The organism is Photobacterium chitinilyticum (assembly GCF_004104355.1).
Taxonomy (GTDB): domain Bacteria; phylum Pseudomonadota; class Gammaproteobacteria; order Enterobacterales; family Vibrionaceae; genus Photobacterium; species Photobacterium chitinilyticum.
Map to the genome: position 1 here is coordinate 12,458 of NZ_RJLM01000018.1, position 13,038 is coordinate 25,495.

Here is a 13,038-nt window from a genome sequence, read left to right on the forward strand (position 1 = left end):
AAAACAGGGTGATATAGGAATCACCCTGATTTTTATTGAGTTGCTAGTAAGCTAGGTATGTCTGTTAATCAAATCATGGTTACTGAACAACTTCGCCGCTTTCTACCACAGTCTTGCGGACTTTGTCGGCAAACTTCAACGCTTCTTCGCGAATCGCATCTTCATCGACCGTTAGCATATTACGGTCTTCCATCAATACTTTTCCGTCAACGATTGTGTGTTTTACGTTGGTCGCATAAGCCGAGTAAACCAGTGCAGAATACGGGTTGTAGACTGGAACCATGTTTGGTGCAGTCGTATCGATGATGATGATATCCGCCAGCTTGCCTGTTTCCAGCGAGCCAATCGTATCTTCCATATGCAGTGCTCGGGCTGCACCAATAGTGGCCATTTCAATCACTTTCATTGGTGGCATGGCTGCGCGATCTTTGTTCACCAGTTTGTGCACTTTGGCCACTTGGTTAAATTCATCGATGGTACTGATGGTGTTGCCTGACATCGGGCCGTCTGTACCCAAACCGATGCGAAGGCCATTGTCGAACATTTTCAGTGCTGGTGAAACTCCCTTGGCAGATTTGATATTGGCACTCATATTGTGCGCAATACCGACATCATGCTTTTTCAGCAGGGCAATATCGTTGTCGTCAACATTGATCACATGGGCACCAACAAGGTTTGGCGTTAGTGCTCCGATATCAGCCATATATCCAACAGGTGTTTTGCCGCCGCTACGCTCAGCGATAACTTGGTTCTCACGCTCTGATTCAGCAAGGTGGATCATCACCGGTACATCGTGTTCTAACGACAGCTTGGTGACTTTCTGCAGAGTTTCAGTGGTGTTGGTATACGGAGCATGCGGGGCGAAAGCTGGGGTAATACGTGGGTGGTCTTTATATTGCTTTATAAAGTCCAGCGCGTACTTAATGCCTTCGTCGGCATTGGCAGCATCGGCAACCGGGAACTTGATAACGGTTTCCCCCAATACTGCACGCATGCCAATTTGATCAACTGTTTTGGCCACTTCATCTTCGAAATAATACATATCGGCATAGGTTGTGACCCCGCCCTTGAGCATTTCAACGTTCCCCAACTGAGCACCGATACGCACCATGTCACGGGAAACCAGTTTTTTCTCAAGCGGGAAAATATAACGGTGCAGGCGGTCTGGCACATCGTCTGCCATTGAACGGAAGACAGTCATCGAAACATGAGTGTGGGTATTGATTAGCCCGGGCATCACGATATCGCCATTGGCATCAATGATTTTTGCGGCCAAGTAATCTTTGACATCGGAACCGTCGGTAACGGAGAAGATTTTATTTTCTTTAACTGCGACCAAACCGTTGTCGAAAACTGTTTTTTCCTGATCCATTGTCAGGACAGTAGCATTCTTAATGAGCAAATCGACTTTTTCGAGAGCGAAAGCAGATGTGCTGGCGATGGAGGTTGCTGCTAAAGAAACGGCAAGAAGTGTTTTTTTAAACATCGATGACTACCAAAATACGATAACGATATGCAGATGATACTCTCAGATCATGCCTTGAAAATCAGTATTGCATAATTCCCGACGCAAATGTGATTAGAATCACCTTTTAAAAGGGTTCATATTTTGCTTTGTGTAATAAAACAGCGCCATTTGGCGCTGTTAAACGTTTGCCTGGGGGCTTTCTATGCAACTTCGTGGATCTGATTATGTCCGGCGCAAGGCAAAAAACATCCAGGTAGTGAGAACAGAACTGCATAGTGGTAAAGCAATCCATACACCATTGACACCTGCGAACTCGGCTAGTGTGAAGATAAACAGCGTGATAAGGATCAGCTTGCCTCCTGTCAGTAGCGATGCTTCTTTGGCGCGATTGATTGATTGGAAATAGGTTGCACCGACAAGTAGTAATCCTTCCATTGGTAGGCCCCAGAAATAGAGTCGCATTCCGTTTACAGCTTCAGGCTGAAGAGTGGGGTTATCGCCGGCAAACAGGTACACCACATATTCCGGGAAACTGTACAGCATCGCGACACCGGAAAGGGCTACCAGTAAAGTCACCGCAAAAGCCAGGTTACGTACCTTGATGACACGTTCGGTTTGCCCGGCGCCAGTGTTATAGCTGGTGATTGGTTGGATACCCAAAGCAATGCCTTCAAAGATCAGGTAGAAAAATGCTTCGGTGTAGCTGACGATACCGTAAGCAGCAACATGAAGGGCATCACCGACCATAAGGAAAGCCTTATTGTGCAGGGTGAGTACTACTGACAGATAGAGATACATCAACAGGCTGGAGAAACCCAGGCGGAAGATCTGAGTTACCGCATCCCATTTTAGCTTTAGTGTATCCCAGTGGATCCGTAGTTCGGTTCTAGGGCCGAAGAAATGCTGTAGGCATAACAAACTGGTTGCCGCCTGGGAGAGCATGGTCGCGATTGCGGCGCCCGTGAGTTCAAATGGGAATACAACGATAAACAGCCAGTCGAGTACGACATTGAGCACGCCGCCGAAAATCATGATCAGCGTTACGCGGTTTGGTTGCCCGTCGTTACGCAATAGTGATGAGAATGCCATAGAGATGACAGGAAAAGCCCCTAGGGCGAAATACCAGAACAGATAATCCGAGGCCATCTGCAGGATTTCACCATCGGCCCCCAGCCAGATCAGTAAAGTCTCGCTATAGGCGATGCCGATGCTACTGATCACCAATGCCGAAAGCAGGCTGAGAGACAACGCATTACCGACGATCGTTCTTGTTTTGCCGGTGTGTCCTTCACCGAGCCGAATGGAGACTAAGGCTGATGCTCCCATTCCTATCAATGCACCTACAGCATAAAGTATTGACCCGACAGGGTAGCCGAGCATGATTCCGGCTAGGCCGTTCTCGCCAATGAAATGGCCGACGAACATGCCGTCGATAGCGACATAAATGCCGGTAACTAACATGGCAGCAATGGTGGGCATGGTATAGCGAATAAAAAGACGGAAGATTGAATCATTCCGTAGCGATAAGTGTGAAGCCGTACTGGATGCTGTCATGTAGCGTCTTATTCAACAAAATATAACAATGAACGTGCCGCTATAGTAAAGGATGCAATGCTACATGGGTTATCGAAGCGATCACTTTATTGTGTTTATGGTTTGTTATCGGATTTGATAGTAAGCCGTGAGGAGAATATATCTGTGAACGATTTTATCACCGCCATTACGTTTAAGCGGGTGGTGGATCTGATGTTGTCCTTCGGATAAAAGGTATTTTTGCTGCAGACATTCGGGCAGAGTTTCTGCACACTCCTGCAGGCGGATACCATCAGCGAGATAATCGCTTGTGTTTGTCGGCAACTGACCAAGCCACCATGCCGGAATTTCTTTGCTGGCTTTACTGCGATCAAACCAATGATCGGAAACAATCAGCAAATGATGCTGCTTTTCTTCATCAATCTGCTGACAGGCGGTATTTACGGATTGAACGAGCGCCTCACGTCGGGCGAGGTTGGCACTGACAAGGTGATGAGCAATGATCCATAGCGTAAAGCTGGGTGTCTCGATACGGAAGATTGGTTGTTCAAGCGCATCATCATGATGGCCTTGGTGGAGTTCTGCGGGTATATCCGCTTGTTTTAGCGTCGATAAAATCCGGCGGCATAAGGTTTTGCCTAAGTGGTTTCCACGCATTCCCCGGTTATGTACCGTTGGATAATGTTGCTCGCATAATTGCAAGCAGTCAGCTTTGAACTGATGAATACTGACTGAAAGAAGATCACTGACCAAAAACGCTAAGCCCCATTACACAAAATTACTCGCTCAGCCCGGAATGATGATTGATGAAAGTCCAGGCTGATAATACTAACTATCACAGGCCTCCATCGTATCAGAAAAAAGTGCTTTCATTTATGGTTTTTCAAGCGTTTAGTGATCAAAGAAGGCACTTGAAAGCGACTTCTTTGATCTTAATGACAGGATTGACGTTAAGAGCGTGTTGATGGGGTACGACTGAAGCTTGAAAGCACTGGTAGCCAGCGCCTTAATATTTTGTGACGAAAGGACAGTAATATCAGCGCAGTTGCTAGATATAGAACAGGCTCGGTAATACCGGATTTAACCGACCAATAGTAATGTATCGGTGCCAACAGTAACGCAAGGTAGACCCAATTGTGTAATTTTTGCCACCGGTGGCCGAGTCGCCGTTGGATGCCTTGCGTCGATGTTATTGCTAGTACAAGCAAGATTACCCAGCTCAAGGCGCCAACAGTTAAATAAGGCCGGGTCGCTATTTCACTCGCCAGCAGTGACGCGTCGAATCCGAGATCCAAAGCCAGGTATACCAGCAAGTGTATGGCTGCCCAAAAGAAACTGTACAGTCCAACCAGGCGGCGAACTTTAACCAGTTGCCCGAGTTTGAATCGACGGGCGATCGGGGAGATCAGCAAGGTGATCATCAAGGTATTTAGTGCTGCCTTGCCGGTAAAGTGGCTTAGCCCTTCGACAGGATCCGCACCAAGTCCTCCCGTTAGTGTCTGATAAGTCATCAAAGCCAGGAAGCTTAAACTGATCAGGTGAATAACGGCTTTAAGGCCTGTGATATGTCGAGGCATGATCTTCATTGGCATTGGCTCCTTAAAATTGCTTTCTTAAGTCCATTCCCTTGTACAATCCGGCCACTTCATTGGCATAGCCATTAAACATTGTCGTCGGCTGACGGCGACTGCTAAAGAGGCTTCCTTCACCAATAAATCGTTCGCTGCCCTGGCTCCAGCGTGGATGATCGACTTGCGGGTTTACATTGGCATAGAAACCGTACTCATTGGAGGCAAGACGGTTCCATGTCGTTGGTGGCTCTTTGTCAGTAAGCGTAATACGCACAATCGATTTGATACTTTTAAAGCCATATTTCCATGGCACAACCAAACGCAGCGGTGCGCCATTCTGAGGTGCCAGCGTCTTGCCATAAAGGCCGACTGAAATCAGTGCCAGCGGATTCATTGCCTCATCGATTCGAAGTCCTTCGACATAGGGATAGTCAATCCCTCCACCAAGCCTGCGGGATGCTTGTCCCGGCATGCGTTTGGGATCATGTAGGGTTTCAAATGCAACATATTTTGCCTTGCTCATCGGATTGGCTTTTTTCAGTAATTCTGCCAGCGGAAAACCAATCCAGGGAATGTTCATTGACCAGGCTTCAACGCAGCGTAATCGGTAGATTCTTTCTTCTAGCGTGAATTTGCTGAAAATATCTTCATAGCCCAATGTAGTAGGGCGGTGAACTAGCCCGTCAATCTGTACTGTCCATGGGTTTGTCTGGAAGTTGGCAGCACGGACGGCAGGATCCGATTTGTCGGTACCGAATTCGTAAAAATTATTGTACTGCAGTATTTTGCTTTCTGGCGTGAGTGAAAGCTTGCTATCTGAGTATTGCGATGGCTTTGTCACCAACTGACGGCGGCTGTCTTTAACCGCCGGTTTATCTTTACCGGTAAAGGCATCAAACAAGCCGGCATTGGCCTGAGAGGCAAGTGGCATCCCAACAAGGGTGATGCCAAGTTTTTTCAAGATATCACGACGGTTATGATAAACCGATTCCGGTGTGGCATCGCTTTCCTTGAGTGCCCAACGGGGTGTTTTTTTGATAAGCATAATCTTCCTTTTGCAGAATTTGAATAATAATAATTGATTGATGGATAAGTAGACCTGACAAAGCAGAATTAAATTTCATAAGATTATTCTTTGATTTTATGGAAGAAGAGGTTATGTTTCGCGGCACAAATGAAACACCTTTGTTCAGGGATTAGGGATGTATAAAAAAGCGGTTTTAATTTCTTCACTATTGGCGTTACCGATTCAGGCCACAGCTGCGGGCTCACCATTGGCAGCTGGCGTGTTTATAGGTAGCCCGAGTTCAGGTGTAACCGTGAAATACCGAGAAGAACTACAGTTTTCAATGGGCTTAGATACACTCAGCCTGACAGCTGATGCTATCTGGAAAGTGAGTGACTTAAGCCAGGGAACCTTGTACTCACCGTTTTATACCTTCACTGGCATTCAGTGGGTGGATGATGACAAGCATGAGTGGGGACCAAGAGCCGGAGCCGGGCTATTGGTTCCTTATGACTATTTCCATTTATATGCTGAAGGTGGCATGACTTGGTACGTGCAGAGTGATTCCAGCCTGGAGCTAGAAGGGATCGTCGGGATTAGGTTCGATTTATAGGGTGTTGCTGAACGTAGTAGTTTTTCTGTGGTATAAACTGCTACGTTTCCCCCTAGCATCGTATTCATCATGAGTGACTTAAATCAATTTCACGCTCAGTTAGAGCTTCAGCATATTTACCTGGAAGTATACGCTGAACGGTTTCACTATCTCAGGCCGTTTTTTGAAGGCTATTATTGTTATCGGCACCAGTTGGTTACCCGACAGGGAAAGGCTGACTGGGAACAAATTTTCGATCATGGCGTTCGTTCCAAAGCAGCCAGCCAGATAACAAATAGAAAGCAACTGGTACGTGAGCTTCGTCTGCCGCTTGCGGTGCTAATCGGTAAACTCAAAGTCTTGGTGAGAGATGATGAGCTGAGCCTTGATGCAATCCAATGTCTGCTCGATAATAATCTTGAATACACCATTTTAACTCGGGACGAGTTTCAAAGGCTGAAGGCGGCCGGTATGCTCGACCGCATGCCTGCAGAGTATTATCGGCAGGGAAGTGCAAACTACCAGTGTACTGGCGCAAGGTTCGATGCTGTTGGTATCCAATTTTTGGATTAAGCCGGTAAATGTCCGGTTTTCATTAGCATTAGACAGCCGTTTGTCGTCGCTGGTTGATGGGAGCTACCTGCCGGACTTCGGATCCAAGTTCCTTTCTCATACTTTCCTAGCTCATCATAAAAACCGCCCGAAACAATAAAGGTTTCCTCGCCACCATCATGCTGATGAAGAGAAAATGAAGAATCGGGCTGCCATTTCAATAGAACCGTCTGTTCTTTACCATAACCGTGCAAGGGCAAGGTAGATAACCTGCTATCAATCCCGGGCTGCCAAACCGCGTTGTGCGTATCTAGACGAAACACATCTGAGTCGTTTTCTGGAAACATATTGAGTTTGACATATAGTAGGCAGCCGCTGTTACTGCCGGGGGAGTGACAAGATCCCGGTGGATTACGGATGTAGGTGCCTGCGGGATAGCTGCCATATTCATCCTGGAAAATACCATCGATGACGAATATTTCTTCTCCGTTGGGGTGAAAGTGAGCAGAAAAGTGGGTGCTAGGATCGTAGCGAACCAAACTGGTTACCTGGCCGCTTTCAGCCGCTTCTCGTTCCAGTGGAATCCGCCAGACTCCGGGGGACGGAGAGGCTAGCCATTGCTGTTCCGCGGTATCAACCACAACGCGTTGATGCCGATCCATATTGAATGAAGATAGTGGGTTCATAGTGTTTATCTCCAGAGCCGCTCATTGTTAGTTTATACCCTAACTAGCTTATGAAACGGAATTACTCTCAGAGGCTGAGTGATGATGTAACGAGTGGTTGCTCTGATGTATTGCTGTTGTGATATTTTTTTACAAAAGTTGCGATTTCTCATTGACCTAAAAGAAACCGCTGATTATTCTAGCTTACGTGTGTACGCTGAATTATTTTAAGGTTATAGGATGACGACCAACAAACCACCAATTATTTGGCTAAATGTGGTTATTTTTTCAGTAACATTCGCAATTGCCGCATTTGGAACCCCTATTTACGCCTATTATATCGGCTTTGACTGGGCGCAAGTCGCCTTGCTGCTAGTGGCGTTTAGCTATTGCGGTTTGTCTATCACAGCCGGATATCACCGTTTATGGTCACATAAAGCTTATGAGGCCAATGCAGTGATGCGCATTGTTTTTGCCGTAGGCGGAGCTTTTGCCCTGCAGAATAGCGTTTTGCATTGGTCATCAGATCATCGTGTTCATCATCGTCATGTTGATAATAATGACAAAGATCCGTATTCCGCCAAAATGGGCTTTTTCTATAGCCATATAGGCTGGATGCTAAGAGAGCATCAGGCATCTCGTTATAGTGATTATTCAAATTGCCGCGATCTTCAGAAAGATAAAATTGTCATGTGGCAGCATAAACATTACGTATTGCTGGCTGTTGCTACTAATTTTGGTTTCCCGCTACTGTTTGGGTTGATCCACGGTGATATTTGGGGGGCGTTGTTGTTAGTGGGTATAGTACGTTTGGTGCTAAGCCATCACACAACATTCTTTATTAACTCTCTGGCCCATATATGGGGTAGCCAGCCTTACACTGATAAAAATACCGCCCGGGACAATGGTTTCCTTGCGTTCCTGACGTTTGGCGAGGGCTACCACAACTATCACCATATTTTCGAAAATGACTACCGCAATGGTATTCGCTGGTGGCAGTTCGATCCTACCAAGTGGCTGATTAAGTCGTGCTCATGGTTGGGGGCAGCCAAGAACCTACGGACCAGTCCGGAAGACAGGATTGAGAAAGCAAGAGCAACGATGGTGCTCAAGCGGCTACAGGCTAAGCTGGCAACTGCACCAAATAGCACAGTGTGTCTAGAACTGCTTGAAGGTGAATACGAAGCTCTAATGCTGAAAATTTCCGATTACTATTCAGCCCAGAAGCGAATGATAGAGCTCAAGAAGAAGCGCTTGGTTAAGCATTATGAAAGCTTTGAGTTTGTTCAGCAGTATGCCGAGATGAAACGCCTGCTGGATGAGCAACGGAAGTCATGGAAGATGGTAACAGCACAGTATGCCTAGAGGGTAACTGATCAATACAAGGCGGGGTAAGCGATTACCCCGCCTTTTTTATTTGACGTAATGATGACGTAGCGTTCAGGAAAGGCAGGTAGAATCAGAGGCTAAGAATTGGGAGCTTCTGTTACCGAAAAAGTTGTATTGTCTTATTCATAAGAATAAGGCCGTAGAAATATGATGACATTCCCATGTTTGCCATACTAAATAGTACTCAGATGGAGGTGTTTTTGTGTTTCGCTCATTACTCTTATCACTAACTTGTCTGGTATCAGTTGCGGCCAACGCAATTGAATACCAGCGTCCAGATGTCGATAGCAGGCTGGTAGGCACAATGGAGTATTATCAGGTTAACGAAGGCGAAAGCCTGGCTGATATTGCGAATCGATATGATGTTGGCTTCCTTGCGTTGATGGAAGCGAATAAGGGTGTTGATCCATTCTTGCCGACTCCAGGTACGCTACTGACGATCCCGACCCAGTTGATTTTACCGGATGCGAAGCGCGAGGGAATCGTGATCAATCTGGCAGAGCTTCGGCTGTATTACTTCCCGGCAGATGACGCCGAACGGATGTATGTTTTCCCGATTGGTATTGGCCGGGTGGGGCGAGAGACACCTAAAATGACAACCTCTGTTAGTCAGAAAATTGAAGCTCCGACCTGGACACCGACAGCAAACATCCGCAAAGAATATCGCGAAAAGCATGGTATTGAGTTACCGGCGGTCGTACCAGCAGGCCCGGAAAACCCGTTGGGTGAGTATGCGATGCGTCTTGCATATGGTAAGGGGCAGTACCTTATCCACGGAACAAATAAAGATTTTGGTATCGGTATGCGGGTGAGCTCTGGTTGCATTCGGATGAACCCGTGGGATATTGAATGGTTGTTTACCCAGGCACCGAAAGGCACAGCAGTTCGAGTGATCAATCAGCCGTTGAAGAAAACTGTTGAGCCAGATGGCTCTGTATATGTTGAAGTCCACCAGCCTCTTTCTCGTTCTGAAAAGCAAGTGGGCACCCATAAAACGGTAAAAGCGTCAAAATCATTACTGGTTGAAGTTGAAGGGGATCATGAGGCTGAAGAGCGTCTAAGTTCGGCACTGGTTCTGCAAACCGGCATCCCTCAGGAACTCAAGCGAGATATTTAATTCCGATCAAGATGACTAACAAAAATCGAGAGCCTTGGCTCTCGATTTTTCGTTTATGGGTACTATGGTGACAATGCCATGGTTGAACATTTGTAAAATGGCCCATTTGAGCCCCTGGCTGTTAAACATAAAGTTAGGTATAAAAATGGTGCAGAACAGTGAACGGTTGAGGTCGGAGAGGTGCAAGGCAAGGCGGAATCAAGCTGAAAGTATCGAGGCTCCTGTATCAGGAAGCCTCGCGTTAGATAAATTCGTCAGTCGTTATTTTGGCTTGGTAGAAATCAGACGGGTATTGATTTCAGCCAACTGCTTCGGAAGGAAGTCTAGGTTATAAAGATCAGGGTGTCGTTCATTGAACAATGCTTTGTCACGCCTATAGGCATTATTATACGTGATGACGCCGTATCCGCTAGGATACTCGATATTCCATAGCTTACTTTTTGCGACCAAGCTTGAGGTGACAAATTGGCCAATATAGGTGATTTTACCCGGCACAACCGAGAAGGTTAACCCTAGATCATTTCTGGATTTAGAGGTGATCGACTTTGTGCCATTGCTTCCCTTGAACCCGATACAGTAGAGCTCATACTCACCAGCAGGCAAAGGCAACGAAAATAGCTGGCCTTTTAGCGAGTCAGAGATGAAATCAGCGTCCGAGTTGTTATTCACCAAGGTGATAACGTCTTCATGACCTTTTTGTCTTATATACAAAGTGGTCACGAGCCCTTCACCTGAAGACGGCCAGATTGTTGTTGAGCTTATACTACCTGCCAGATAGCCCTTATTGTACTTGGTTGTTTCGCTATATTTATCTGGGATTGAAACATCTACCCCTGAACTGCAGCCAAGTAATAACGTAATGGTAAAAAAGAAAAAAATAACTCTCATTTGTAACTAATCCTTGCTATCCCTATGCGGTGATCAGCATTTGGCCGCCGAACTGATATGCTATCGCTCAGCCATGACAATATTGCCTCCATATATGCCACAATTCGCAGTATCTATCACTTACTAATTGCATTTAGGTGCTAGTAGTGACCAAATTTATGAGCAGCTGCGCGTATTCTTTGAGCAACAAGTAGAAGTTGAGCTATAACGGGGACTTAGGTTGGCGACAAATCGTCCAGATCAGCACAAGGTGTGATAGAGTGACCGTCGTTGTTTTATAATTGATAAGTATAATGATATCTATTCGTTTTCCAAAGGTCTGTACACTGTTTTTTCTTGGGGATCGTGACGGTTTGGCCTTTCGTCTGTTTTCATATTTTGCAGTCATTCTGACGTTGATTTTGGTTCTGCAAAATATCGCCGAGGTTGCTTTGGTGAAGGCGTTGCTTCATGTTCCTGAAAAAATTCAAACTGAAATGTTAGCGCTTGCTGAACAGGCCGAAGTGATGATTGAAGAAGGGGATATGGATGAACTGGCCGACTGGGAGCGGGGACAACATTACTATCTGTTTGTGCTGAACAAAGAACAACGTACGGTCAGCGGTCGTGATATGCATCCTCACTTTGAATTTAAATTAAATTTTATCCGAAAGCTGGATACCACTTTCGAGAATCGAGTTAATCAACCCGTTATTTCGATTCCACTACGTACTGGGCATGAGCTGGTGATCCAGTTCCCGCATGAATATCATCCGGCTCGTTATTTTCCGTATTACTTCACCCTGATCCAAATAGCAATTGCGATTTTAATCTTAAGTGTCTTCTCGTTGCTACTTGCCCGTTATTTGCAACAACCATTGAATAAGCTTCAGAGTGCCAGCAACCGATTGGCTGAAGGCGATTTTAATGTCCGTGTCAGCCATGAGGTTGATGACAGCGTCACAGAGTTTGGTCAGTTAGCCAAATCATTCGATTATATGACCCAGAGAATTCATGGCTTAGCTCAAAAACAGAAACAATTGATCCGAGATGTCTCTCATGAGCTGAAAACACCGCTGGCCCGACATAATCTTGCTCTGCATTTATTACGTCGAAAACTTCCTGAAGAAAATCAGCATCTGCTTGATCGCTTAGAGCGAGAATCTGATGAAATGAATGATCTGGTTACTGAAATTTTGGATTACAGCCAGCTGGAAAATGCCAGCTACTCTGTCTGTCTTGTACCGATCCAGCTGGAAACGGTGTGTCATCACCTTGTATTGGAGATGAGGGATAACTTAAGGCCCAAACAGAGATTGGAATGTGATTTGGAGTGCTCGACTCTGATGGCAATGGCTGACAACCGTTTGCTGCTGCGGGCAATAAAGAATTTGCTGGGTAATGCAATTAAGTATGCCGGCGAGCAAGCAGTGATAGCTCTGTCGGTAAACAATGCCAATGGGTGGGTGCAGCTGGTGGTTGAAGACAATGGCCCAGGGATCCCGGAGCAGCACTTCAAGCAAATATTTGATCCCTTTACACGTTTAGAGGCGGCGAGAGACAAACAGTCTGGTGGCTATGGGCTTGGACTTGCAATCGTTAAAGAGGCAATGACGGTGATGAAAGGTCATGTCAGGGCTGAAAATCGCCCGGAAGGAGGGTTGCGAATTAGCTTGCTGTTTCGTGCTTCATAAAGGGGGGGAGTATCGAGGCTATCAGCCTATTTATATAAAAAGTAGGCTGATATATTCAAGATTACTAACGGGATATTTGTCGTAATTTCGCCGTTATTTACGCGGCTTTTGTACGTCAATGATATTCTTGAATTTATTGGCCTTGCTAAGCAGGTAGTCTACATCAGGTGGGAAATCCTTGTTAGACTTGGCATGCTTCATCATATCGAATACGGTAAATTCCGTCAGAACGGCATACTGATATGATGTAAAATCACCTTCAGCCTGAAGGGTCGGATCAAAATAGCTATCACCTTTACGAATAATTGCGTGATCGACAATAATAGGGTCTTCACAGCGATAGCCTAATACATAACGCTCACCTTTACCGTAGATGACATTCATGTAGCTGTTGTAGAAACACTCGCCCTCTTTGGCTGTGCAGCTTTCCAGTAGCTCTTCATCCATTGCAGATACCGTAACAATTCGGATGTTATCAGCTTTGTAGTTTAGCTCTGTCAGCTGGCGACGCACTTCGTCTAGGTTTACTTCAGTCACTTTTCATTCCGCAGAAATCAATAAAATCGGCGGCATTATACCGATGA

General features: G+C 46.0%; 13 protein-coding genes. 5 read left to right on the forward strand and 8 right to left on the reverse strand.

Going from position 1 to position 13,038, the window contains the following annotated elements; all coding sequences use genetic code 11:
* Positions 1-79 precede the first annotated feature (79 nt).
* The 5 genes from EDI28_RS23265 to msrP form a co-directional block, all read right to left on the reverse strand.
* Positions 80-1,486 carry an amidohydrolase gene (locus tag EDI28_RS23265; RefSeq protein WP_128786272.1) on the reverse strand — a complete coding sequence of 469 codons (1,407 nt, stop codon included), beginning with the start codon at positions 1,484-1,486 and terminating at the stop codon, positions 80-82.
* Positions 1,487-1,690: 204 nt separating this feature from the next.
* Positions 1,691-3,022: an MATE family efflux transporter gene (locus EDI28_RS23270; protein ID WP_128786273.1), complete on the reverse strand. Its 1,332-nt coding sequence runs from the start codon at positions 3,020-3,022 to the stop codon at positions 1,691-1,693.
* 105 nt (positions 3,023-3,127) lie between these two features.
* Positions 3,128-3,754, reverse strand: coding sequence for a hypothetical protein (locus EDI28_RS23275; RefSeq protein WP_128786274.1), 627 nt, complete (start codon positions 3,752-3,754; stop codon positions 3,128-3,130).
* A 197-nt stretch (positions 3,755-3,951) separates the two neighbouring features.
* Complete coding sequence (gene msrQ / locus EDI28_RS23280) at positions 3,952-4,587, reverse strand: protein-methionine-sulfoxide reductase heme-binding subunit MsrQ (protein ID WP_128786275.1); 636 nt, start codon at positions 4,585-4,587, stop codon at positions 3,952-3,954.
* A 13-nt stretch (positions 4,588-4,600) separates the two neighbouring features.
* Entirely contained in the window at positions 4,601-5,617 is a 1,017-nt protein-coding gene (gene msrP / locus EDI28_RS23285; protein ID WP_128786276.1) for a protein-methionine-sulfoxide reductase catalytic subunit MsrP, read from the reverse strand.
* A 157-nt stretch (positions 5,618-5,774) separates the two neighbouring features.
* Between msrP and EDI28_RS23290 the strand changes: the two genes are divergently transcribed.
* Both EDI28_RS23290 and EDI28_RS23295 read left to right on the forward strand, forming a co-directional pair.
* Positions 5,775-6,191 (forward strand): hypothetical protein, encoded by a 417-nt coding sequence (locus tag EDI28_RS23290; protein ID WP_128786277.1) that lies wholly within the window; start codon positions 5,775-5,777, stop codon positions 6,189-6,191.
* A gap of 69 nt (positions 6,192-6,260) precedes the next feature.
* A complete protein-coding gene (locus tag EDI28_RS23295; RefSeq protein ID WP_128786278.1) occupies positions 6,261-6,743 on the forward strand; it encodes a hypothetical protein in 483 nt (160 codons plus the stop codon).
* On the opposite strand, the gene EDI28_RS23300 is transcribed toward EDI28_RS23295, so the two are convergent.
* Positions 6,740-7,408: a cupin domain-containing protein gene (locus EDI28_RS23300; RefSeq protein ID WP_128786279.1), complete on the reverse strand. Its 669-nt coding sequence runs from the start codon at positions 7,406-7,408 to the stop codon at positions 6,740-6,742. The genes EDI28_RS23295 and EDI28_RS23300 overlap by 4 nt on opposite strands.
* A gap of 219 nt (positions 7,409-7,627) precedes the next feature.
* Here EDI28_RS23300 and EDI28_RS23305 point away from each other — a divergent pair, with 219 nt between their 5' ends.
* Positions 7,628-8,752 (forward strand): acyl-CoA desaturase, encoded by a 1,125-nt coding sequence (locus tag EDI28_RS23305; RefSeq protein ID WP_128786280.1) that lies wholly within the window; start codon positions 7,628-7,630, stop codon positions 8,750-8,752.
* A 226-nt stretch (positions 8,753-8,978) separates the two neighbouring features.
* Positions 8,979-9,893, forward strand: coding sequence for a L,D-transpeptidase family protein (locus EDI28_RS23310; protein WP_128786281.1), 915 nt, complete (start codon positions 8,979-8,981; stop codon positions 9,891-9,893).
* Between the two features lie 261 nt (positions 9,894-10,154).
* On the opposite strand, the gene EDI28_RS23315 is transcribed toward EDI28_RS23310, so the two are convergent.
* Positions 10,155-10,781 carry a hypothetical protein gene (locus EDI28_RS23315; protein WP_128786282.1) on the reverse strand — a complete coding sequence of 209 codons (627 nt, stop codon included), beginning with the start codon at positions 10,779-10,781 and terminating at the stop codon, positions 10,155-10,157.
* Positions 10,782-11,074: 293 nt separating this feature from the next.
* Here EDI28_RS23315 and EDI28_RS23320 point away from each other — a divergent pair, with 293 nt between their 5' ends.
* A complete protein-coding gene (locus tag EDI28_RS23320; protein WP_128786283.1) occupies positions 11,075-12,454 on the forward strand; it encodes a histidine kinase sensor domain-containing protein in 1,380 nt (459 codons plus the stop codon).
* 93 nt (positions 12,455-12,547) lie between these two features.
* Here EDI28_RS23320 and EDI28_RS23325 read toward each other — a convergent pair whose 3' ends face one another.
* On the reverse strand, positions 12,548-12,991 hold the full coding sequence (locus EDI28_RS23325) for a hypothetical protein (RefSeq protein ID WP_128786284.1): 444 nt from the start codon (positions 12,989-12,991) through the stop codon (positions 12,548-12,550).
* Positions 12,992-13,038: the final 47 nt, after the last annotated feature.